Source organism: Methylobacterium sp. UNCCL125, assembly GCF_900116795.1.
GTDB classification, from domain to species: domain Bacteria; phylum Pseudomonadota; class Alphaproteobacteria; order Rhizobiales; family Beijerinckiaceae; genus Methylobacterium; species Methylobacterium fujisawaense.
This window is the reverse complement of the sequence record NZ_FPBW01000006.1, coordinates 79,097-101,104: the sequence shown is the minus strand read 5'-3', so window position 1 is coordinate 101,104 and position 22,008 is coordinate 79,097. Positions and strand designations below refer to the sequence as shown.

General features: G+C 72.3%; 18 protein-coding genes. 15 read left to right on the top strand and 3 right to left on the bottom strand.

Translation table 11 applies throughout. The features are described from left to right. Nucleotides 1-69 precede the first annotated feature (69 nt). Nucleotides 70-735 carry an HdeD family acid-resistance protein gene (locus tag BM396_RS07335; RefSeq protein ID WP_043381140.1) on the bottom strand — a complete coding sequence of 222 codons (666 nt, stop codon included), beginning with the start codon at nt 733-735 and terminating at the stop codon, nt 70-72. Nucleotides 736-926: 191 nt separating this feature from the next. On the opposite strand from BM396_RS07335, the gene BM396_RS07330 reads away from it, so the two are divergent. Beyond that, nucleotides 927-2,204, top strand: coding sequence for an HlyD family secretion protein (locus BM396_RS07330; RefSeq protein ID WP_043381137.1), 1,278 nt, complete (start codon nt 927-929; stop codon nt 2,202-2,204). Nucleotides 2,205-2,209: 5 nt separating this feature from the next. Further along, a complete protein-coding gene (locus BM396_RS07325) occupies nt 2,210-3,892 on the top strand; it encodes a DHA2 family efflux MFS transporter permease subunit (protein WP_210281390.1) in 1,683 nt (560 codons plus the stop codon). 208 nt (nt 3,893-4,100) lie between these two features. Here the strand turns inward: BM396_RS07325 and BM396_RS07320 are convergent, their stop codons facing one another. Then, nucleotides 4,101-5,333, bottom strand: a complete 1,233-nt coding sequence (locus BM396_RS07320) for a transglycosylase SLT domain-containing protein (protein ID WP_043381265.1) — start codon at nt 5,331-5,333, stop codon at nt 4,101-4,103. A 324-nt stretch (nt 5,334-5,657) separates the two neighbouring features. Here BM396_RS07320 and BM396_RS07315 point away from each other — a divergent pair, with 324 nt between their 5' ends. The 11 genes from BM396_RS07315 to BM396_RS07265 all read left to right on the top strand — a co-directional run bounded on the left by BM396_RS07315 (nt 5,658) and on the right by BM396_RS07265 (nt 18,116). Then, nucleotides 5,658-6,848 (top strand): inositol-3-phosphate synthase, encoded by a 1,191-nt coding sequence (locus tag BM396_RS07315; protein ID WP_043381133.1) that lies wholly within the window; start codon nt 5,658-5,660, stop codon nt 6,846-6,848. A gap of 39 nt (nt 6,849-6,887) precedes the next feature. Then, a complete protein-coding gene (locus BM396_RS07310) occupies nt 6,888-7,814 on the top strand; it encodes an HD domain-containing protein (protein ID WP_043348083.1) in 927 nt (308 codons plus the stop codon). A gap of 44 nt (nt 7,815-7,858) precedes the next feature. Further along, entirely contained in the window at nt 7,859-9,040 is a 1,182-nt protein-coding gene (locus tag BM396_RS07305; protein WP_043381132.1) for a class I SAM-dependent methyltransferase, read from the top strand. After that, the gene (locus BM396_RS07300; protein WP_043381129.1) at nt 9,040-10,035 is read left to right on the top strand and encodes a Gfo/Idh/MocA family protein; all 996 of its coding nucleotides are present in this window, start codon (nt 9,040-9,042) and stop codon (nt 10,033-10,035) included. The genes BM396_RS07305 and BM396_RS07300 overlap by 1 nt, the downstream gene beginning before the upstream one ends. A gap of 224 nt (nt 10,036-10,259) precedes the next feature. Beyond that, on the top strand, nt 10,260-11,861 hold the full coding sequence (locus tag BM396_RS07295; protein WP_043381127.1) for a YcaO-like family protein: 1,602 nt from the start codon (nt 10,260-10,262) through the stop codon (nt 11,859-11,861). Continuing rightward, nucleotides 11,858-12,730, top strand: coding sequence for a sugar phosphate isomerase/epimerase family protein (locus BM396_RS07290; protein WP_043381126.1), 873 nt, complete (start codon nt 11,858-11,860; stop codon nt 12,728-12,730). The genes BM396_RS07295 and BM396_RS07290 overlap by 4 nt, the downstream gene beginning before the upstream one ends. Nucleotides 12,731-12,815: 85 nt before the next feature. After that, nucleotides 12,816-14,054 carry a glycosyltransferase family 4 protein gene (locus tag BM396_RS07285; RefSeq protein WP_043381124.1) on the top strand — a complete coding sequence of 413 codons (1,239 nt, stop codon included), beginning with the start codon at nt 12,816-12,818 and terminating at the stop codon, nt 14,052-14,054. Nucleotides 14,055-14,211: 157 nt separating this feature from the next. After that, nucleotides 14,212-14,970 carry a PIG-L deacetylase family protein gene (locus BM396_RS07280; protein WP_043381121.1) on the top strand — a complete coding sequence of 253 codons (759 nt, stop codon included), beginning with the start codon at nt 14,212-14,214 and terminating at the stop codon, nt 14,968-14,970. After that, the gene (locus BM396_RS07275; protein WP_043381119.1) at nt 14,960-15,589 is read left to right on the top strand and encodes a uracil-DNA glycosylase; all 630 of its coding nucleotides are present in this window, start codon (nt 14,960-14,962) and stop codon (nt 15,587-15,589) included. Before BM396_RS07280 ends, BM396_RS07275 begins: the two co-directional genes overlap by 11 nt. 151 nt (nt 15,590-15,740) lie before the next feature. After that, nucleotides 15,741-16,829, top strand: a complete 1,089-nt coding sequence (locus BM396_RS07270; RefSeq protein ID WP_043350479.1) for a lysylphosphatidylglycerol synthase domain-containing protein — start codon at nt 15,741-15,743, stop codon at nt 16,827-16,829. A gap of 15 nt (nt 16,830-16,844) precedes the next feature. Then, nucleotides 16,845-18,116: an ATP-binding protein gene (locus BM396_RS07265; RefSeq protein WP_081948605.1), complete on the top strand. Its 1,272-nt coding sequence runs from the start codon at nt 16,845-16,847 to the stop codon at nt 18,114-18,116. Here BM396_RS07265 and BM396_RS07260 read toward each other — a convergent pair. Further along, nucleotides 18,098-18,709: a glutathione S-transferase family protein gene (locus tag BM396_RS07260; protein WP_043381116.1), complete on the bottom strand. Its 612-nt coding sequence runs from the start codon at nt 18,707-18,709 to the stop codon at nt 18,098-18,100. The genes BM396_RS07265 and BM396_RS07260 overlap by 19 nt on opposite strands. Before the next feature lie 178 nt (nt 18,710-18,887). On the opposite strand from BM396_RS07260, the gene BM396_RS07255 reads away from it, so the two are divergent. After that, entirely contained in the window at nt 18,888-21,362 is a 2,475-nt protein-coding gene (locus tag BM396_RS07255) for a heavy metal translocating P-type ATPase (RefSeq protein WP_043381259.1), read from the top strand. Continuing rightward, on the top strand, nt 21,359-21,832 hold the full coding sequence (cueR, locus tag BM396_RS07250) for a Cu(I)-responsive transcriptional regulator (RefSeq protein ID WP_043381114.1): 474 nt from the start codon (nt 21,359-21,361) through the stop codon (nt 21,830-21,832). Before BM396_RS07255 ends, cueR begins: the two co-directional genes overlap by 4 nt. Nucleotides 21,833-22,008 lie beyond the last annotated feature (176 nt).

Here is a 22,008-nt window from a genome sequence, read left to right as displayed (position 1 = left end):
GGCCGGCGCGTCGATCGCACCGCGACCGTGTGGATCGGGCCACGGGGCCCGATCCGGTTCGGGACCGGCTCACCGGCCGAGCGGCGTTCCCGGCCCCGCGGCCGCCCCGTGCCGGCTGCGCAGCTGGAAGGCCAGGATCAGCAGCAGGATGCCGAAGGCGAAGGTGTAGGAGCCGATCCACCACGTCAGCACCAGGGCCGACATGCCCGGGTTGATGAGCAGCGCGAGGCCGAACAGGATCGACACGATCCCGCCGAGGACGAGCCACCACCGGCCGTAATGCAGATGCAGGCGGAAGGCGGCCGCGATCATCAGGCCGCCGGTCACCAGCGCCCACACGGCGAGCAGCAGCACGAAGGCCCAGACGGCCGCGGCCGGCACCAGCGCCGCGGCGACGCCCACGACGATGTCGACGACGCCCTCGAGCAGCAGGAAGCCCCAGCGCTCGTGACGCTGCGCCGCGCGGACCGCGCCCACGATGGCGATGATGCCGTCGGCAAGCATGTAGGCGGCGAAGAACAGCACCAGGGAGAGCACGAAGGCGCCCGGCGCAACGAACGCGATGACACCGAACAGGATCGCGATGACGCCGCGCAGCGCCACGAGCCACCAGTTCCGCGCCAGCGCCGCGCTCATGGCGTCGAGGCGGGCGACGCCGACGAGCGGGATGCCGGTGGGCGAAGTCGGCGAGCCGGAGCCGGGGCTCTGCGGGGTCGGGGATGGGCTGTGCGTCATGGCGTACTCCTGGGCTCGGTGCCCGAGAACGGCAAAGGTTCCGGGCGCAGAACGCCGCAGGGCCGCCTGCGTTCCGGTGGCCCGCTCCGCGCATGGAACCTTGAGCCTGCGGCCGGCTTTTGCTGCCTGAGGCGGGCGATGCGACAAGCCCGGTCACCGTGCGGTGACCGGCCATCGGGCGGCGACTTCCCATGTTTGACGATCAGCGGCCTTCCTCCGAGGGTGAGGCGCGCCCGCATCCCGCCGACGGCCGTCCGGCCGCCCGCGAACGGGACGTGCTGGATCTCGGCCGAGCCAAGCCCGCCGGGGACGTTGGCGCCGCCCAGGAGACCAGCCGCAAGCCGGGCACGGAGGATGCGGCCGACGACGCAGAGGCGCAGGACGGCCAATCCGACGACGCCGCGGAAGATGCCGACGACGGCGAGGACGACGCCCGGCGCCCGAACGTCCTGCGGCGCCACCCGTTCGCGTTCCTGCTCGGCGGCCTCGCGGTCGTCGCGCTCTGCGTCGGCGTGTTCTTCTACTGGTTGCTGTACATGCACCCCTACGAGAGCACCGACGATGCCTTCGTCGACGCGCGCAGCATTGCGATCCAGCCGAAGGTCGGCGGCTACCTCGTCGATGTGCCGGTCACCGACAATCAGCACGTCGAGGCCGGCCAGATCCTGTTCCAGATCTTCCAGCGCGACTATCAGATCGCGCTCGATCAGGCGAAGGCGCAGATCGAGGCCGACGAGGCCGGCATCAAGAACATCGATGCGCAGATCCAGGCGCAATACGCCAACATCGACGTGTCCAAGGCGCAGGTCGCCACCGCCGAGGCGGCGCTGAAGTTCGCCCAGGAGGATGCGGCCCGCTACAAGGACCTCGCCGAGCGCGGCTCCGGCTCGATCCAGCAATCGCAATCGGCGACCTCGACGCTGCAGCAGCGGCAGGCCTCCCTGCAGAGCGCCCAGGCGAGCGTGGTCGCGGCCCAGAAGCAGATCGGCGCCCTCCAGGCGCAGAAGGCCTCGACCCAGGCGCAGCTCGCCCGCGACCGGGCACAGGTGGAGCAGGCCGAACTGAACCTCGGCTACACGACGGTCCGCGCCGTGCAGGCCGGCCGCGTCGTGCGGCTGACCGGCGGCATCGGCCAGCTCGCCCAGGCCGGCCAGAGCCTGGCGATGTTCGTGCCCGACGACATCTGGGTCACGGCGAACTTCAAGGAGACCCAGATCACCGACATGCGGCCGGACCAGCCGGTCGACATCGAGATCGACGCCTATCCGGGCCGCAAGATCCAGGGGACGGTGGCTTCGGTGCAGCCGGGCTCGGGTACGGCCTTCAGCCTGCTGCCGGCACAGAATGCCACCGGCAATTACGTGAAGGTGACCCAGCGCATCCCGGTCAAGATCGTGGTCAAGAACTGGCCGACGGACGTGTCGATCGGCCCGGGTATGTCGATCGTCCCGACCGTCACGGTGCGGTGAGCGCCATGGCCGGCGGGACCGGTGCGGCCGCGTCCGGACGCAAGCCGAACACGGGCAAGGCGCAGGGAAGCAAGACACAAGGAGGCAAGGCGCGAGGCGGCACGGCATCCGCGAAGGCGCCGGGTGGCCACAATCCGTGGCTGATCGCCGGCGTGGTGGCGCTGGCGACCTTCATGGAGGTGCTCGACACCACCATCGCCAACGTGGCGCTGCGCTACATCTCGGGCGGCCTCGCGGTCGGCCCCGACGAGGCCGCCTGGGTGGTGACGAGTTACCTCGTGGCCAACGCGATCACGCTCACGGCGTCGAGCTTCCTGGCCAAGCGCTACGGCCGCAAGGCGTTCTTCATGTGGTCGGTGGCCCTGTTCACCGTCTCGTCGATCCTGTGCGGCTTCGCCTGGAGCCTGGAATCCCTGCTGCTGTTCCGGGTGCTGCAGGGGCTCGGCGGCGGCGGCATGGCGCCGCTCGCCCAGTCGATCCTGGCGGATTCCTTCCCGCCCGAGAAGCGCGGCCAGGCCTTCGCGCTCTACGGCGTCGCCATCGTGGTGGCCCCGGTGATCGGCCCGACCCTCGGCGGCTGGCTCTCCGACAACGCCTCCTGGCACTGGTGCTTCCTGATCAACGGGCCTGTGGGGGTCATCGCCCTCGGGCTGATGTACTGGCTCATCGAGGACAGCGCGGCGGCCAAGAAGGAGCGCCGTGCGCTGGTCCGGAAGGGGATCCGCTTCGACATCGTCGGCTTCGTGCTGGTCGCCCTGTTCCTCGGCTCGCTGGAGGTGATCCTCGACGAGGGCCAGCGGAAGGACTGGTTCGGGACCTCGACGCTGATGAACGTCTCCGGCGTGCTGATGGTCGTGTCGTTCGTGGCCATGATCCCCTGGCTCCTGACCAAGAAGAACCCGGCCGTCGATCTCCGCCTCATCGGCAACCGCCAGTTCGGCTCCTGCTTCCTGGTGATGATGTTCACCGGGGCGATCCTGATCGCCACCACGCAGTTCATCCCGCAGATCACGCAGGAATATTACGGCTACACCGCCACGCTGTCGGGGCTCGTGCTCGGTCCGGGGGGCATCGTCACGGTGGTGATGATGTTCCTCACCGGCCGCGTCTCCGCCTACGTGCAGCCGAAATGGCTGATCGCCGCCGGCATGACCATCGTGGCTTTGGGCATGGTCGACCTGACGCGGCTCGACGGCTCCACGACGTTCTCGTTCTTCGCGTGGTCGCGGGTCTATATCGGGATCGGCCTGCCGATGGTGTTCCTGTCGATCACCTCGGCCTCGTACGAGGGGATCCGCAAGGACCAGACCGATCAGGCCTCGGCGCTGATCAACGTCGCCCGCAATGTCGGCGGGTCGATGGGCGTCTCGCTGGCCCAGAACATCCTGGCCTACCGGAGCCAGTTCCATCAGAGCCGCCTGGTGGAGAGCGTCAACCCGACCGCGCCGGCCTATCAGGAGACCATGCGGCAGGCGACGCAGTACTTCTCTGAGCACGGCTATGCCGGCGTCGAGGCCCAGAGCCAGGCGACCGCGTGGATCGGGAGCGTGCTCAGCACGCAGGTGGCGTACTGGGCCTATATCGACGTGTTCTGGGTGCTCGGCCTCGTCGCCGCCTGCGCGGTCCCGCTGGCGCTGAGCCTGAAGAGCGTCAAGCTCGGCGGCGGGGCGCCGGCCGGGGGCCACTGAGGCGGATCGGCACGGCTGAACGTCATCCCGAGGCGCCGCGCCTGCCCACCCGGATTGGCGCAAATCACCCGCCGGCTCCGGCGCCGGAGCCCCGGACTCGGGTGCGGGTCCCCTGACCTGAAGGGAGCGGGAGGCGCGTTGGAAGCCCCCCGCGCCCCGATTGAGACGATCGAGCGCCTCAGCAGGATCCGCTTCCCCTGCGCGATCCTCACACGCCGTCCGGCGGCAACGCCTCCGTCACCTCGACGCGGCGGTTGCCGGCCACCGGCGCCGTTTCCTCGGCGCTGACGATCTCGTTCTGGGACTGGCCCTTGTCGAGCGCCTCGGCGACCGCCGCGACGCCCTGGTAGCGGGTCAGCCGCCGGTCGATCATGTCGTCGATCCGTCCGTGCAGTTCCGCGACGGTCAGGCTGCGGCGCTTGCCGCCCGTCTTCGCGGTGAACAGGCTGCGATTGGCCCGCGCCGCGGTGCGGAACTCGCGCCCTGCGACCTCGTCGGGCTTCTCGGAGGAGAGCGACAGGAAGCGCCCGGCGCTCGCAGTCCCGAGGAAATGGGCGAGGTACAGCTCGGTCGTGGTCAGCGCGCGCCCGACCCGGGCCTCGATCCGCTCACGGTCGCGCTTGATCAGCTCGGCCGCCATCAGGGCGGCGACGCGCGGGTCGTTGCGCAGGCCGAGCACCCGGCCGCGCATGCTGCCCGTGACGGTGATCGCGGCGCCCCGGCCCTTCACGGCGGCGGCCTCCTCGGCGAGCCCGTAGCGGGCGCCGTAATCACGGATCATCTCCAGCCAGGTGCGGGCCACGAACTGGAACAGGCCCGCCGCCGAGGAGGTCGCCGCCTTCGCGTCCGTGTCGAAGCTCGATTCCTTGTCGGCCAGCGCCATCATGTAGACGGGGTCGACGCCGGCCTCGTCGGAGGCCTTGACGATCGTGTCGACCACCTTGCGCGGCACGCTGCGCTCGCCGAACTTGACCGCGTCCTGACCCTGCTCCTGCGTCACCCGCGGCAGAGCCGCGAGGTCTTCCTGAATCAGCGCCGTGGTGGCGGGCTCCTGCTCTGGAACCGGAAGGCCGTTCCAGGTGTTCTGGACCGGCTCGTCCGCCGCGACGGCCGGGGCTGCGGGCTGGGAAGCCGTCTGTGCGAGCCCCTGAGCGGCGCGCGGGCTGGTGTCGATCCGGTCGTGGGCCTGGGCGGCCGGGGCGAAATACGCCGGCGCGAAGGCGGCCTGCGGCAGGCCGAGCCCGGCGACGAGCCCCAGGGCCAGCGTCCCGGAAATCCGGCCGAGGCCGGTGCGGCGAAGTGACCGGCGCCCTGTCCCGCGTCCGGCCCGCGGCAGCCATGCCACGGCTTCATCCTCGATATGGCCCGTGCCGTTCAGGGTCGGCGGCACGAGTCGGCTCACGTCGTCGGCGCAACGCGCCGGCTCCGGGAAAACCCCCATCATTGGTCCTCTTCAGATCGGTCCTTGCGTCCGCCCGGCTCTGACGGCCGGGTTTTTTCGGAAGCGGCGGCCCTATCGACGCCGGCCGTGACCAGAATGGGACGGCCCCGTGATCCAAGCGTGGCACGGTCAACGAAGGGTTAACCCTGCCGCTTAGGGGGCCGTTAACGCCGTGAGCCGGCCGCGCTTCGGACGACGGAGGGGCAATGTTGTCGCATTCGGGTTGGAACGCGGCACCGTCGAGCCAGTTAGATACGGCCCCGGGGGGGTCGAACTTTCCGTCCCAAGACGCCACCCGCGTCCGCACAAGGACATCATTTTCCGATGAGCATGCAGTCCGGTCGCCGCATCGGTGTCGCGTTCGTTGGCATGGGAGGCGCCGTCGCCACCACTGCCATCGCCGGCATCGAAATGATCAAATCCGGCTCCAATCGCCTCGACGGGCTGCCGCTCGCCGGTCTCTCCGTGGCCGGCATGGCCGACTACAAGGATCTCGTCTTCGGCGGCTGGGATCTCAACGGCGACGACCTCGCGTCCGCTGCGAGCGGCCACGGCGTGCTCTCGAAGGACGACATCGAGAGCGGCGCACAGGCCCTGAAGGGCATCACCCCCTGGCCGGCGGTGGGCAGCGCCAAGTTCTGCAAGAACATCGACGGCCAGAACCGCATCGTCGCCAAGGACCACCGCGAGGCGGTCTCGGTGATCGCCAACGACCTCCGCCGCTTCCAGAAGGAGAGCAACCTCGACGACGTGGTCGTGGTGAACCTCGCCTCCACCGAGCGCTGGCCGGACCTGAACGACCCGGCCCTGAACTCCACGGCTGCCTTCGAGAAGGGGCTCGATTCGAGCGACGAGGCGATCTCGCCCGCGATGCTCTACGCCTACGCGGCGATCAAGAGCGGCATCCCCTACGCCAACTTCACCCCGAGCGTGGCGGCCGACGTCCCGGCCCTCCTGGACCTCGCCAAGGAGCTGAACGTCCCGGTGGCCGGCAAGGACGGCAAGACCGGTCAGACCATGATGAAGACGGTGCTGGCCCCGGCCTTCAAGGCGCGGGCGCTCCACGTCGACGGCTGGTTCTCGACCAACATCCTGGGCAACCGCGACGGACTCGCCCTGAACGATCCGAACTCCCTCCAGTCGAAGCTCAACACCAAGGGCACGGTGCTCGACTCGATCCTCGGCTACCCGGTCGAGGACCATCTCGTGCACATCCACTATTACCGCCCGCGCGGCGACGACAAGGAAGCCTGGGACAACATCGACGTCACCGGCTTCATGGGCCAGCGGATGCAGGTGAAGGTGAACTTCCTCTGCAAGGATTCGATCCTGGCCGCGCCCCTGGTCATCGAGATCGCCCGCGTCCTCGACCTCGCCCGCACGCGCGGCGACGGCGGCGTGCAGGAGCAGCTCTCGACCTTCTTCAAGGCCCCGATGGTCAAGAACGGCCATGGGCCGGAGCACGCCTTCGGCAAGCAGGAGCAGATGCTCCGCGACTGGCTGGGCGTGCACTAGGCCTCGTCGCGACCAAGGGGCGGCTTCCGGAGCGAGACGATGCCAAGCGAGAACCAGCCGCCTCCCTCCGGCGCTGCCCCCGAGGCGCTGCGCGACCTCCTGATCGAGATGAACGACCTCAAGCGCGTCCGCTCGGCGGGGCGCGAGGGGTCGATCGCCGAGCGGCTGTTCGCGCAGGGATGGGGCCTCCTCACCGGGGGCGCCGCGCCCGACGACGTCGCCCTCGACATCACCGCCGTCACCCTCGCGGCGACGCGCCTCTGCGATCTCGACGCGGCCTTCCTGACCGCGGCCGGGCTGTCGGAGGAGGCGGCCTCGGCGGTGCTGGTGGCGGGCTTCGACGCCGTCACCGGGGAGCTCGACCCGGCTCTGCGCGAGCGCCTGCGCGGGCGGCTCGCGCCGCGGCCGGCCGGCAGGCCCGGACCGCTGCCGGGCTTCGTCGCCGCCCTGGCGCAGCAGCCGCGGGCGGGCGTCACCTGTCCCGGCCGCGCCCGGATCCTGCTGGAGCCGCCGGAGAACCACGCCGAGCACTGCCTCATCGTGGCGGTCTACGGGGTCTGCCTCAGCCCGTTCTACCGGGCCGACCCCGGCACCGTGTTCCTGGCCGCGATGGCGCATCACTTCCACAACGCCGCGATGCCCGATGCCGGCTTCACCGGCGAGATGCTGCTCGGCGACCATCTCGGGCCGATCATGGCGACCACCACCGCCTGGGCGCTGGCCGAGCTCGCCGAGCCCCTGCGGGGTCAGGTGGAGCGGGCCCGCGCGGTGCTGCCCGACGACGCCACCGCGGAGGGCCGCGCCTTCCACGCGGCGGATTGCATCGACCGTGTCCTCCAGATCGCCCAGCATCTGCGCGGGGCCTCGACCACGATGGGGATGGTGCTCGACGAGTGGGAGCTGGTCCATGCCGGCCCGGTGAAGGGCTTCCATGATCGTGTCCTCGCCGACATGCGCATCCCTTGATCGCCGGACCCCGCCGCCCATCTGCCCGGGCGGCTCCGAGAACCATGATCCCGTTCGAACTCCATTCGCCGGACACCGGCAACCCGCTGAAGGCCGACGGCCCGCACGCCCTGCGCGATGCGGAGACCGGCGCCCGCTGGCCCGTGATCGACGGCATCCCGTACCTGCGGATCAACCGCGAGGCCCTGGTCGAGCGGGTTCTGGCCCATCTCGACGCCGGCGAGCCCGACGAGGCGCTGGCCGCGCTGCTCGTCGATCAGGACGATTGGTGGAACGGGCCCCCGGCCGATCCCGCCGGGGTCATCCGCCTCATCAAGGAGCGCCGCACGGCGACGCTGCGTGACGCGGTCCAGGGTCTCGGCTGGGGCCGCGTCGGCGACTATTTCCTGCACCGCTGGAGCGACCCGACCTTCCTGGCCGGCCTGTCGCTTCTGGAGGCGCACTGGAACGAGCCCATCTGCGTCTTCGAATTCGCCTGCGGCATCGGCCATTACCTGCGGGAATTGCAGCGGCGCGGCTGCAAGGTCGCCGGCGCCGACGTGGTCTTCGCCAAGCTCTGGGTCGCGCGCCACTGGGTGGTGGACGAGAAGGCGCAGCTCGTCTGCTTCGACGCCGGCTCGCCGCACTGGCCCATCCCGGGCGCGCCGGTCGACCTCGTCGTGTGCAACGACGCCTTCTACTTCCTCGACGACAAGGCGGCCCTGCTGGAGAACCTCCGCCAGAATGCCGGCGACGACGGCTGGCTGGCGCTGAGCCACATCCACAACCGCGACTGCCCGGGCTTCTCGGCCGGCCGGGCGGTGACCGCCGAGGAGATCGCCGAGTATTTCCCCGACGCCCTGGTCTACGACGACGCGGAGCTCACGCGGGCGCTCGTCGAGGCGCGGGCGCCGGGCCCGCAGGAGCCTGGGGCCTTGCGGACCTGCGAGGCGTTCTCGGTGGTATGCGGCCCCGGCATGCGCCCGGCGCCGCGCGCTCTGGTCGACGGGCTGACCCTGCCGAAGCCCGGCACGGTGCTGCGGCTCAACCCGCTCTATGCGCCCGAGGGGGACGGCTACGTCGTCCGCTGGCCCTCGGAGCGCTACGAGGCGGAATACGCCTCCCGGGCCACCTACCCGCTGCGCTCGCCCGGCCCCGAGCATCTGACCTTCGACGGCACGCTCGATAGCCCGGAGACGCAGCGTATCCGGGTGCGCGAATTCGTCGACCTGCCGGAGCGGTGGTGATGGACGCGGTCGGCTGGGGCATCGTCGGCTACGGCTGGGTCGCCCGCGACTACATGGAGCCGGGCATCCGCGCCGCCGGGCACCGGCTGGTGGCGGTCTGCGATCCGAACCCGGAATGCCGCGCCGCGGCCGAGCGGGCGGGCGCCCGCGGCCATGCCGATCTCGCCGGTCTCATCGCCGAGCCCGGGGTCGAGGCGGTCTACGTGGCGACGCCGAACCATCTCCACCGCGGCGCCGTCGAGGCGCTCGCCGCCGCCGGCAAGGCGGTGCTCTGCGAGAAGCCCATGGCGGCGACGCTCGCGGACGCGGAAGCCATCGCGCGTGCGGTCGAATCGCAAGAAATCTTCTACGGCACGGCCTTCGATCAGCGTCACCACCCGGCCCATCGGACGATCCGCGCCCAGGTCGCGGCCGGGCGGCTCGGCACCGTCACCACGGTGCGGATCGTCTACGCCTGCTGGCTCGGGCGCGACTGGTCGGAGGCCGGCCAGCCCAACTGGCGGATCGATGCCGCCCAGGCCGGCGGCGGCGCCTTGATGGACCTCGCCCCGCACGGGCTCGACCTCGTGGATTTCCTGCTCGACGAGCCGATCGCCGACCTCACGGCCCTGACCCAGAGCCGGGCCCAGGACTATTCCGTCGATGACGGCGCCCTGCTGATCGGGCGGACCGCGGGCGGCGCGCTGGCAAGCCTGCACGTCGCCTACAATTGCCCCGACGCGCTGCCCCGCCGCCGCCTGGAGGTGATCGGTACGAAGGGGATGCTGATCGCCGAGAACACCATGGGCCAGACGGCCGGCGGATCGCTGTCCTTCATCGACGGCGCCAGCGGGCGCGTCGAACCGCTTGCCTTCGACGCCGACAGCTCCCCCTTCACCGAGCAGGTGCGCGCCTTCGGCTCGGCCCTGCGCCGGCCCGAGGAGCGGGGGGCATACTCGGCCGCACGCGATCTCCACACGATGCGACTCGTCGCCCGCGCTTATGGGCAGGGGTAGCGACCGCAGGACAGGATGAGCAGACACCGGACAGCCACCTATCCAATCCAAGCCGCACCCTCATCCTGAGGTGCCCGCGCCAGCGGGCCTCGTGGGAGGGCTCCAGGAAGCGCTGTGCCGTCCAGAGCCCTCCTTCGAGGCCTTCGCTACGCTCTGGCAGCTCAGGATGAGGGGATGGGCAGGACGAAGGTGAGCAGGCGGTCCGAGGAACACGGGAACACGACGTGAGCAACGCAGACGGCTTCCACGACCAGGACGACCGCGCCCGGCACGCGCGGATCAAGGCGCCGCGCCCCTATCGCTTCGGCGCCAAGCGGCTGATCGAGGGGCTGCCCGAGACCCTGCCGGATCCCGTGCGCGCCTATCTCGACGTCCTGCCGGAGGGGCGCATCGTCGGCTTCCCGCTGGCGCCCCTCGACCGCACCGGCATCCCGGTCTGGTTCGTGGCCCTGTTCCTCGACGACCCGTTCTTCGTGGGCGCGATGCCGTCGGGCATCGGCTACGGCGCCACCGACGACGAGGCGCTGATCGGCGCGGTCGCCGAGATCGCCGAGAACCTGATGCCCTCGCTCGCGGTGCTGCCCCGGGCCAAGGAACGGGCGAGCTACGCCGACCTCGCCCGCGTCTACGGCGCCAAATCCGTCGCCGACCCGCTGACCCTCTGCCTGCCCGCCGGCTCCCCGGTGGGCCGGGACACGGTGCTCGAATGGACGCCCAGCGTCCGGCACGCCACGGGCGAGATCGTGCTCATGCCGCTCGACGTCGCCGCCACCGACTATTTCGAGCTGTCCGAGGGCTACAAACCCTTCACCAACCTGATCACCAACGGTCTCGGCGCGGGGCCCGACGTGCCCTTTGCGCTGGGCCACGGCGTCCTTGAGCTGCTCCAGCGGGACGGCAACGGCCTGCTGTTCCGGGCTCTCGACCAGGGCGTGATGCTCGACCTCGACGGCATCGGCCCGGAGAATGCCGCGATGCTGGCCCGGCTCAAGGAGCTCGGGATCCACGCGCTGCCGAAATTCGCCACCGACCAGTTCGGCCTCACCAACCTCTACGTCGTCGGCTACGACGCGGATCCGGCGCGCACCCCGGCACCGATCGCCCTGTCGGCCTGCGGCGAGGCCTGCGATCCGGACCGGGAGCGGGCCCTCCGCAAGGCGCTGCTCGAGTTCCAGGCCGCGCGGGTGCGCAAGACCTTCGGCCACGGCCCCCTCGACATGGCCGCCACGGTGACTCCGCCGGGCTACATCGACGCCTTCATCCAGAAGGCGCTTCCGAGCCTCGATCTCGAGGAGAGCCGCGCCCTGCAGGCGATGCTCGAATGGATCGAGATGCCCGCCGCCGACCTGCGCGGCGTGCTGGCCGACACCGTCTATTCGGAGCGGAGCACCAAGCGCTTCGCGGACCTGCCCTCGACCCCGGCCGCGGACGGGCATGCCAGGGGCAAGATCGCCTGCGACCGGCTCACGGAGGCCGGGTTCGACGTCCTCTACGTCGACTGCACGCCCCCGGGCGGCGGGGTCGGCGTGGTCAAGGCGATCGTGCCGGGGCTCGAGGTCGAGACCATGAGCTACTACCGGATCGGCGAGCGCAACACGAAGAAGCTCATCGACCGCGACCATCCGCTGATCAAGTTCGGCACCGAAAGCGAGACCCTGCGGCCGGTCCGCCTGACGCCGGAGGCCCTGGAGCGGTTCGGCGGCCAGCCGCTGTTCGACGTCGCCCTGGCCGAGCGGATCGTCGGGCGGCACTATCCGCTCTATCGCGAGCCGGAATCGCACCACGCGCCGTTCCGCCTCGCCCAGCGTCAGGGGAGGGCGGCATGACGCTCCGGTTCGCCTACAACACCAACGGCGCGGCCAACCACCGCCTCGACGACGCGATCCACCTGATCAAGGCCGCGAACTACGACGGCGTGGCCCTGACGCTGGACATCCACCACCTCGATCCGTTCTCCGAAACCTGGGCGGCGGAGGCCGGCCGGGTGGCGAGCCTGCTGGAGAAGCTGGAGCTGACCTGCGTCATCGAGACGGGCGCCCGCTTCCTCCTCGACCCCACTGCCAAGCACGAGCCGACGCTCGTGACGGCCGATGCCGCGGGCCGCGCCCGGCGGGTCGGCTTCCTCAAGCGGGCGATCGAAATCGGCGGCATGCTGAGCGCCGAGGCGGTCTCGTTCTGGGCCGGCGTGCCGAAGCCCGGCGTCGATCCCGGCGAGGCCCGGCGCTGGCTGGCCGAGGGGCTGCACGAAGTCGCGGCCTTCGCCACGGAGGCGGGCGTCGTCCCCTGCCTGGAGCCGGAGCCCGGCATGCTGATCGAGACCCTCGACGATTACGCGTCCCTCGACGTGCCGGGGCTGAAGCTCGCCCTCGATACCGGCCACTGCCTCGTCACGGGCGAGCGCGAGCCGGCGGCGGCCGTGCGGGAATTCGCCGACCGGATCGGCACCGTGGCGATCGAGGACATGAAGCGCGGCAGCCACATCCACCTGCCCTTCGGCGAGGGCGACATGGACGTGCCGGGCGTCCTGGAGGCGCTGGAGGCGATCAACTTCGGCAAGCTGATCTGCGTCGAGCTGTCCCGCGAGAGCCACCGGGCCGACGTGATGATCCCGCAGGCGCTCGACTACCTCCGCGGCTGCCGGCGCCCCGGCCCGGTTCTGGCCGGCGAGCAGGAGACGCGGCGGCAATGGCAGTGAGAGACGAGCCGGGGCGAGACGGGACGCCGGCGCGGGAGAGGGGGCCACGCGGCGCCGCTCCCGGTCTGCGCGAAGGGGCGGCACGATGAGAATCCTCTTCCTCAGCCGCCGCTACTTCCCCGCCATATCGGGCATGAGCGTCTACGCGCAGAACCTGCTGCGCGAGTTGGTCGGCGCCGGCCACGACGTGACGATGATCTCGCAGTACCGGGGCGACGCCTTCGGCACCCGCGTTTACGGCGGCGGGCCGCCGCCGCCGGTGCCGGGTGTGCGGGTGATCGGCCTGGAGCAGCTCGGCGAGCAGACGTCGGGCGATTTCGAGCGCGACATCGCCACCATGGTGGACGCGATCGCTCAAGAGCACGCCCAGAACCCCTTCGACATCCTGCACGCGCAGTACGGCTACCCGACCGGCTGGGCGGTGCTGCTGGCCGCCCGCAAGCTCGGGGTGCCGAGCGTCGTCTCGATCCAGGGCGGGGACGGCCACTGGGTCGGCTCCTGCTGCGAGACCCACCGGGTCGCCATGTGCGAGGTGCTGGCCCACGCCAACGCCCTGCTGATCGGCGGCGCCTCCTTCGTGGACGAGGTCTGCGAGCGCCTGGGCTCGGACCCCGCCCGCTTCACGATCGTGCCCGGCGCGGTCGACACCGAGCGCTTCGCGCAGGGCACGCCCGACGGGCTGCCGGCGCCCCATGGCGGGCCGGTGCGGCTGTTCTACCACGGCCGGGTCGACCGCCGGAAAGGCGTGCTCGATTTCATCGAGGCCCTGGCGATCCTGCGCCGGCAGGGCACGCCCTTCGCGGCCACGATCTCGGGGATCGGGCCCGACGTGGACCCGGCCAAGGCGCTCGCCGCGGAGCACGCCTTCTCCGAGCGCGAGATCGCCTTCACGGGCTATGCCGAGTACGGCTCCGTGCCCGACCTCTACCGCCGCGCCGACGTGTTCGTCTCGCCGACCTACGCGGAGGGGTTCTCGAACACGATCCTGGAGGCGCTGGCGGCCGGGCTCGCCACCGTCTCGTGCCACGCGGTCGGCGTGTCGGACTGCCTGCGCGACGGGGAGAACGGGCTGCTGGTGAATCCGGGCGACGTGCCGGCGCAGGCCGCCGCGCTCACCCGGATCATCACGGACGCGGCGCTCCGCCGCCGCATCGCGAGCGCCGGCCTGGAGGAGTGCCGGCGGGTCTATTCCTGGCACGCGGTCGGGCGGCAGATCATGGAGGTCTACGCGCGGGTGCGCTCCGAGACGCCGGCCACCGACTTTGCGACGGACCTGCCCGACGATCCCAGCTGCCGGTTCCGCGCCGAGCCACACCTGCTCTGACGGGACTCCGCACTTGGGCCGTCCCATCCGGGGCCTCGTCCTGAGGTGCGCCCGCGGGGCGCAAGCCGCGAAGGCGCCCTCGCGCCGGCACTGCGCTCCGGCACCTCGGAATGAGGCTCGGGGTTGGAGCATCCCCCCAGCCGACAGGCTCTGAACCATGCCGATCGCCCTCGCCCTGTCCCCCCATCTCGATGATGCGGCCTTCTCCTGCGGCGGCCTCCTGGCAGGCCTGGCGCGGGACGGCTGGCGCGTGGTGATGGCGACTCTGTTCACCGGCAGCGTCGCCGACCCGACGGGCTTCGCCCTCGCCTGCCAGCTCGACAAGGGCCTGGCGCCGGAGGTCGACTACATGGCCCTGCGCCGGGACGAGGATGTCCGCGCCGCCGCCGCGCTCGGCATCGCGCCGCCCGTCCACCTGCCGTTCCGGGAGGCGCCGCACCGGGGCTACGGCGCGCCGCCGGAACTCTTCTCCGAGACCCGCGCCGACGACGGCATCGTGGGCGACCTCGCCCCCGCCCTGGCGGATCTGATCGCCGCCGAGCAGCCCGACCTGATCCTCGCCCCCCAGGCGATCGGCGGCCATGTCGATCACGTCCAGGCGGTCCGGGCGCTGCGCGGGCTCGCTGTGCCGTCGCCGATCCTGTGGTGGCGCGATTTTCCCTACACGGTGCGGGAGGCCGCGCCGAAGGCGCCGCTGGCCGCGCTGTTCGCGGGGCTTCCCGAGCCGGTGATGCGCCTCGATCCGGAGGCGCAAGCCCGCAAGCGCGCCGCCTGCGCGGCCTATGCCAGCCAGATCGGTTTCCAGTTCGGCGGCGTGGCCGGCCTCGACGCGCGCCTCGCCCGGGAGGAGGGCCTCGAGCGCTTCCGCCTGTCCGGCCCGCTCGGCGTGACCGTCCCCGGGCTCGATGCCGGCTGAGCCGCAGGCGCCGAGGGCCCTGGCCGATGCGGACGCCCTCGCGGCACGCCGCGCCCTGATCGGCAGCCCCCACATCGCCCCGATCCGGGCCCTCGCCGCGCGCATTGCGGCCGAGCGTGGCGCCCCGGTCCCGGCGCCCGACCCCCTGGATGGCGGCGTCGACGCCCGGATGCTGCTCCTCCTCGAGACGCCGGGCCCGGCGGTGCTGCGCACCGGCTTCGTGACCCGCGACAGCGCGAACGGCACCGCCGCGAACCTGTTCCGCTTCCTCGCCGAGGCCGGCATCGCCCGCGCCGACACGCTGATCTGGAACGCCGTCCCCTGGCTGATCCACCAGGAGGGCGCACGCAACCGCGCACCCCGCCGCGCCGAGGTCGCGGCCGCCGCGCCCTATCTGGCCCCGCTCCTCGACCTCCTGCCGCGCCTCGCCGTGGCGGTGCTGGCCGGCCGCTTCGCCGGCGAGGCGGCGCCGGCGCTCGCGGTGCTCCGCCCCGACCTGCCGGTCATCCGGGTGCCGCATCCGAGTCCGACCTATGTCTGCACCGCGCCGGAGGTGCCGGCCCGGATCCGGCGGGGCCTCGCCGAGGCGGCGGCGCGGCTCGGGCGGATGCCCGGCTGAGGATAGAACGCCTGTCCCGGCGGCCGCTTCCCTGGTCTTGGGCGCCGGTTCGGCCTACATGCGGGGCAACGGGCCGCGGTCCGGGAGTTTCCGGCTCGGGCTGACGGCCTTCGGCCGGGCCGCGCAGCCGGAAGGGCGGACGCCGATCGGCATGAATTTTCAGGGACAGCACCGGAGCCCGGCCGAGCCGGTCGAGCCGGTTGAGCACGATGCCGCCGCGGACGCGAAGCGGAAGGTCCGGCGCAGCCGCTATGCCTGGATCGGCACGGGCGCCAGCATCGTGCTGTTCGCGGTCTCCCTCGGCGTCCTGTGGAAGCTCGTCCAGAGCGTGAGCTGGGCGGAGGTGCGCAGCGCCATCGCGGCCGCGACCGCCGAGCAGCTCGGGCTCGCCTTCCTGTTCGTCGGCGTCAGCTACGTGTTCCTCACCGGCTACGACGCGCTGGCCCTGCGCCAGCTCAAGATCAAGGTGCCGTACCGGATCACCGCGCTCGCCTCGTTCACGAGCTATGCGGTGAGCTTCACCCTCGGTTTCCCGCTGCTCACCGCCGGCACGATCCGCTACTGGATCTATGCCCGGCAGGGCCTGTCCACCGCCAAGATCGCGGCTCTGACCGTGATCGCCGGCTTCACCTTCTGGCTCGGCATGGGCGTGGTGCTGGGTCTGAGCCTGATCATCGAGGCGGGCCAGCTCGCCGGGCTCGCCTTCACGTCGATCCGGATCAACCAGGGCGTCGGCCTCGCGGCGCTCGCCCTCGTGCTCGGCTACCTCGCCTGGGTCTCGGCCAAGAAGCGCAGCATCACCGTCAAGCACTGGCGCCTGGAACTGCCCGGGGCCTCCGTCTCCATCGGCCAGATGATCGTCGGGATCGGCGACGTCTGCGCGGCGGCGGCCGTGCTCTACGTGCTGCTGCCGCAGGAGACGACGCTCGGCTTCACCACCTTCCTGGCGATCTACGTGCTCGCCGCCATGCTGGGCATCGCGTCGAATGCCCCCGGCGGCATCGGGGTGTTCGAGGCGACGGTCCTGCTCGCCCTGTCGAGCCTGCCGCGCAACGAGGTGCTGACCTCGCTGCTGCTGTTCCGGGGCTGCTACTACGTCGTCCCGTTCGTGACCGCCCTGGCGATGCTCGGCCTGTACGAGATCGTCAAGCGGGCGGGCGGCGCGCGCGATCCGGGGCCTCCGGAGGGCACGGCCGGCCCGTCCGGCCGGGCGTGGCGCGACGAGTCCGAAACCCGCTGATCCGCCGCGCCTGCCATGTCCGGTCGCCTGCGCAGCTCCCCCGCCTGGACCGGCGCCGCGATCGCCGCGGGTCTGCTCGGGCTCGCCACCGCGCTGGCCGGGCGGCTCGATCTCCCGCTGATCCTGACCGGGCTCGTGGCCGTCTGCCTGGGCGGCTGGCTCGGCGGCCGCGGCCGCGAGGCCCCGGTGCCGCGTCCGGCTGCAACCACGCAGCGCCACGCCGTCGCCGAGGCGCTCCTGGCCCACGTGCCGGATCCGGTGATCCTGGTGGACCGGCGCACCCTGGTGGTGGAGGCGAACCCCGCCGCCCGGGCCCTCCTGCCGGCCCTGCACCACGCCCGGCCCCTGTCCTTTGCGCTCCGCGACCCGGAGGTCCTCGACGGCGTCGAGGCGGTGCTGAGTTCCGGCCTGCCGCGCCGCGTCGCGCTGTCGACCCGGGTGCCCCTGGAGCGGACCTTCGAGGTCCAGATCGGCGCCCTGCCGATGCCCGACGGATCCGGCGTCAGCGCGCTGCTGTTCCTGCGCGACCTCACCTCGGCCCGGCGTCTGGAGGCCATGCGGGTCGACTTCGTCGCCAATGCGAGCCACGAGCTGCGCACGCCGCTGGCCACCCTGATCGGCTTCATCGAGACCCTGCAGGGCCCCGCCCGCGATGACGCGCAGGCCCGGGAGCGCTTCCTGGAGATCATGCGCGTCCAGGCCCTGCGCATGACCCGGCTGATCGACGATCTCCTGTCGCTGTCGCGGATCGAGCTGCGGGAGCACGTGGCCCCCACCGCCGTGGTCGATCTCGCGGCGCTGGCCCGCCAGATGGTCGACGCCCAGGGCCCGCCCGCCGAGGCGCGGGGCGCCACGATCCGCCTGGAGGAGGGCGCCGGCCCCTTCGCGGTCCCCGGCGATTCCGACGAGCTCGCCCGGGTGATCGAGAACCTGATCGAGAATGCCGTCAAATACGGCGGCGGCCGGATCAGCGTCGGGCTCGCCCGCGAGGACGATCCGCGGCTCGGGCCCCGGATCGTCCTGTCCGTGGTCGATGATGGGCCGGGCATCCCGCCCGAGCACATCCCGCGGCTCACGGAGCGCTTCTACCGGGTCGACGTCGCGTCGAGCCGCGCCCGCGGGGGCACGGGCCTGGGGCTCGCCATCGTCAAGCACAGCCTCAACCGCCACCGCGGACGCATCGCCATCGAGAGCGCGGTGGGGGAGGGGACCACCGTGCGGGTCAGTCTGCCGGAATACGGCTCCGCCGCGCTGCCGCCCCCGGCCGATCAGGCCGGCCCGGCATAGGGGCCGATCCCGAGGCCGTCCTCGACGCGCCCGATCCAGGCGCGGATGGCCCCGTAGCCCGCGAGGTCGAAGCCGCCCTCATGGGCCATGCGGGTGTAGGCGACGAGCGCCACATCGGCGAGGGTCAGGGCCTCGCCCGCCAGGAAGGCGGAACCGGCCAGCGTCCGCTCCATCAGCCGCAGGGCGTCGGCGCCGCGCTCGGCAAGCTTCGGGTCGAGATCCTCCGGCGCCCGCCTGAGGTAATGGAGCTGGTAGCGGCGGACCGCGATGTAGGGCTCGTGGCTGTACTGCTCCCAGAACATCCACTGCAGCATCCGGGCACGGGGCAGGGCCGCTTCAGGGATCAGCGCGGAGCCCTCCGCGAGATAGACGATGATCGCGTTCGACTCCGACAGCACGGCGCCGTCGGGCAGGACGACGATCGGCACCCGCCCGGCGGGGTTCAGGGCCAGGAATTCGGGCGTGCGGGTCCCGCCGCCCGGGACATCCACGTCGCGCCAGACCGCCGGGATGCCGAGATGGGCCGCGACCCACTTGACCTTGAGGCAGTTCCCGGAGCCCGGGTCGCCATAGATCGTCAGCGGTTCGCTCATCCGCGCCCTCGTCGCTCCGGTATGCGGGAAGCTTGGCCGGGCGCGAGCGATTCGACAACGGGCGAAGCGGCTCGCCATCGCCCGGATCTGTCCGATATCCGGCCCGCGCGCCCTTGACCTTCCCATGATGGGAAGCCCCATCTGACCCGGCATGGATGCTTCGAACCGGATCACCGCCATGTCGAAATCCGTCGCCCTGACCCTGCCCGTCACGGGCATGTCCTGCGCCTCCTGCGTCGGCCGCGTGGAGCGCGCCCTCGCGGCGCTGCCCGGCACCCGGGACGTGGCGGTGAACCTCGCCACCCAGCGCGCCAGCCTCGTTCTCGATGGGGGCACGAGCCCGGGCGAGGTCGCGACGGCGCTGGCGGAGGCCGGCTACCCCGTCCCCGAGACGCAGAGCCTGCTGGCCGTGGACGGGATGTCCTGCGTGAGCTGCGTGGGCCGGGTCGAGCGGGCGCTGGCCGCCGTGCCGGGAGTGACCGGAGCCAGCGTCAACCTCGCCGCCGGACGGGCCGCGATCCGGCATCCCGAGGGCGTCGTGTCGATGGACGATCTGGTGACGGCCGTGGCGGCGGCCGGCTACGACGCCCGCCCGGTCGAGGCCGGCCAGCCGGCCGACCCGTCGGCCCGTCAGGCGGAGGAGGGCCGCGCCCTGCGCCGCGACCTGATCGCAGCCGTCGTGCTCTCGGCGCCCGTCGTCGTCCTCGACATGGGCGGCCACCTTCTTCCCGGGCTGCATGGCGGCCCGGTGACGGCCCTGGTCCAGGCGATCCTCGCCACCCTGGTCCTCGCAGGGCCGGGGCGGCGCTTCTTCCTGCGCGGCGTCCCGGGCCTGCTGCGCGGCCATCCCGACATGAACGCCCTGGTCGCCCTCGGGGCCGGGGCCGCCTACCTGTACTCGCTGGTCTCGACCCTGGCGCCCGACCTCCTGCCGGCGGGGGCCGCGCACCTCTACTTCGAGGCGAGCGTCCTGATCGTCACGCTGATCCTGCTCGGCCGGACCCTGGAGGCCCGGGCCAAGGGGCGCACCGGCCAGGCGATCGCCCGGCTGATGGACCTGACCCCGAAGACCGCCCGGATCGTCCGCGACGGCGCCGAGACCGAGGTGCCCCTCGACGCCCTGCGCCTCGGCGACGTCGTCCGGGTGCGTCCGGGCGAGCGGGTGGCGGCGGACGGCGCCGTGGTCTCCGGGACCAGCCATGTCGACGAGAGCATGGTGACCGGCGAGCCCGCGCCGGTGCGCAAGGGGCCGGGCGATTCCGTGGTCGGCGGCACCCTCAACGGCCGCGGCAGCCTCGACCTGCGGGTCGAGGCCGTGGGCGGCGCCACCGTGGTCGCGCAGATCGCCGCCATGGTGGAGCGAGCCCAGAGCGGCAAGCTGCCGATCCAGGCCCTGGTCGACCGCGTCACGGGACGGTTCGTGCCGGCGGTGATCGGGATCGCCGCGGCGACCTTCCTGGCGTGGCTGCTCCTGGCGCCGGCCCCTTCGCTGGGGCCGGCCCTGGTCAACGCCGTGGCGGTGCTGATCATCGCCTGCCCCTGCGCCATGGGTCTGGCGACGCCCACCGCCATCATGGTCGGCACCGGACGCGCGGCGGCGCGCGGCGTGCTGTTCCGCGACGGCGCCGCGCTCCAGGGCCTGCGCGACGTGCGGGTCGTGGCCCTCGACAAGACCGGTACCCTGACCGAGGGCCGCCCCCGGCTCACCGAGATTGTGCCGGCTCCGGGCATCGCCGAGGCCGAGGCCCTGGCCCTCGCGGCCGCGCTGGAGACCCGCTCCGAGCACCCGCTGGCCGGCGCCGTGGTGGCGGCCGCCCGCGACCGCGGCCTCGCCATGCCCGAGCCGGACCGCTTCGAGGCAGTGGCGGGCTTCGGAATCTCCGGACGGGTCGCGGGCCGGGCCGTGGCTGTCGGCGCCCCGCGCTACCTGGAACGGCTCGGCGTCGCCCTGAACCCGGATCTCGCCGCCCGCGCCGAGACGCTGGCCAGCCAGGGCCGCAGCCCGGTCCACCTCGTCCTCGACGGCTGCCATGCCGCGATCCTGGCGGTGGCCGATCCCGTGAAGGCGGGGGCCCGTGCGGCTGTGGCGGCCCTGAAGGCGCGCGGCCTCGTGGTGGCGATGGTCACGGGCGACGACCCCGTCACAGCCGCCGGCGTGGCGCGGAGCCTCGGCATCGACGCGGTGGCCGCCGGGGTATTGCCCGGCGGGAAGGTCGAGGCCGTCAAGCGGTTCAGGGCCGAGCACGGGCCGGTGGCCTTCGTGGGCGACGGCATCAACGACGCGCCGGCACTGGCGGAGGCCGATGTCGGGCTGGCCATCGGCACCGGCACCGACATCGCGGTCGAGAGCGCCGACGTGGTGCTGATGTCGGGCGACCTGGAGGCCCTGGTCGAGGCCCTGGCGCTGTCGCGGGCGGTGATGGCCAACATCCGCCAGAACCTGTTCTGGGCCTTCGCCTACAACGCCGCCTTGATCCCGGTGGCGGCCGGCGTGCTGGTGCCGTTCGGCGGCCCGGCCCTGTCGCCGATCCTGGCCGCGGGCGCCATGGCGTTTTCCAGCGTGTTCGTCCTCGGCAATGCCCTGCGGCTGCGCCGGGCCGGCGGACGGCCCGCGGCCGGCGCGGCGCCCGCGCTCAACGCGAGAGCGGCATGAGCGCGGCGAGTCTGACGATCGGCGAGGCGGCGCGCCGCACCGGCGTCTCGGCCAAGATGATCCGCTGGTACGAGGCGACCGGCCTGCTGCCGCCGGCCGCGCGGTCCGAATCCGGCTACCGCCATTACGGCGACGCCGACCTCCACACGCTCCGCTTCATCCGCCGCGCCCGCGACCTCGGCTTCAGCGTCGACGCGATCGCGGATCTTCTGGCGCTCTGGCGCGACCGCGCCCGGCCGAGCGCCGGGGTGAAGGCGATCGCGCAGGAGCAGATCGCCGATCTACGCCGCCGCATCGCCGAGATGGAGGGGATGGCGCGGACGCTGGAGCATCTGGCGGAGGCCTGCTGCGGCGACGAGAGGCCGGATTGCCCGATCCTCGACGATCTCGCCGCGGACGACCATCCGCCCGAACCACAGCGGCGCAGCCGCGGGCTGGCGGGGCGGGGACCGGCGCGGGGGTCGGCCTGAGCGGACCGGAAGGCGCACTGGGCCGCCGGCGGAGGCTCGGTGGCGCGCGACGATCCCGGCTCGCCTCCCTCTCAGAACGGGGCGATCCGGTGAATCCCCCTGCGAGGTCGGTGCGCGGCGCTCCCGGTTCGGGTGGGTGATCCGGACGGCCGGGCTCTGCGCGTCGTCCGGATCGG

Bases quoted from the DNA above. Each gene is read 5' to 3' on its own strand.
- BM396_RS07335 (WP_043381140.1), bottom strand. From the start codon at position 735: ATGACGCACAGCCCATCCCCGACCCCGCAGAGCCCCGGCTCCGGCTCG.
- BM396_RS07330 (WP_043381137.1), top strand. From the start codon at position 927: ATGTTTGACGATCAGCGGCCTTCCTCCGAGGGTGAGGCGCGCCCGCAT.
- BM396_RS07325 (WP_210281390.1), top strand. From the start codon at position 2,210: ATGGCCGGCGGGACCGGTGCGGCCGCGTCCGGACGCAAGCCGAACACG.
- BM396_RS07320 (WP_043381265.1), bottom strand. From the start codon at position 5,333: ATGGGGGTTTTCCCGGAGCCGGCGCGTTGCGCCGACGACGTGAGCCGA.
- BM396_RS07315 (WP_043381133.1), top strand. From the start codon at position 5,658: ATGAGCATGCAGTCCGGTCGCCGCATCGGTGTCGCGTTCGTTGGCATG.
- BM396_RS07310 (WP_043348083.1), top strand. From the start codon at position 6,888: ATGCCAAGCGAGAACCAGCCGCCTCCCTCCGGCGCTGCCCCCGAGGCG.
- BM396_RS07305 (WP_043381132.1), top strand. From the start codon at position 7,859: ATGATCCCGTTCGAACTCCATTCGCCGGACACCGGCAACCCGCTGAAG.
- BM396_RS07300 (WP_043381129.1), top strand. From the start codon at position 9,040: ATGGACGCGGTCGGCTGGGGCATCGTCGGCTACGGCTGGGTCGCCCGC.
- BM396_RS07290 (WP_043381126.1), top strand. From the start codon at position 11,858: ATGACGCTCCGGTTCGCCTACAACACCAACGGCGCGGCCAACCACCGC.
- BM396_RS07285 (WP_043381124.1), top strand. From the start codon at position 12,816: ATGAGAATCCTCTTCCTCAGCCGCCGCTACTTCCCCGCCATATCGGGC.
- BM396_RS07280 (WP_043381121.1), top strand. From the start codon at position 14,212: ATGCCGATCGCCCTCGCCCTGTCCCCCCATCTCGATGATGCGGCCTTC.
- BM396_RS07275 (WP_043381119.1), top strand. From the start codon at position 14,960: ATGCCGGCTGAGCCGCAGGCGCCGAGGGCCCTGGCCGATGCGGACGCC.
- BM396_RS07270 (WP_043350479.1), top strand. From the start codon at position 15,741: ATGAATTTTCAGGGACAGCACCGGAGCCCGGCCGAGCCGGTCGAGCCG.
- BM396_RS07265 (WP_081948605.1), top strand. From the start codon at position 16,845: ATGTCCGGTCGCCTGCGCAGCTCCCCCGCCTGGACCGGCGCCGCGATC.
- BM396_RS07260 (WP_043381116.1), bottom strand. From the start codon at position 18,709: ATGAGCGAACCGCTGACGATCTATGGCGACCCGGGCTCCGGGAACTGC.
- BM396_RS07255 (WP_043381259.1), top strand. From the start codon at position 18,888: ATGTCGAAATCCGTCGCCCTGACCCTGCCCGTCACGGGCATGTCCTGC.
- cueR (WP_043381114.1), top strand. From the start codon at position 21,359: ATGAGCGCGGCGAGTCTGACGATCGGCGAGGCGGCGCGCCGCACCGGC.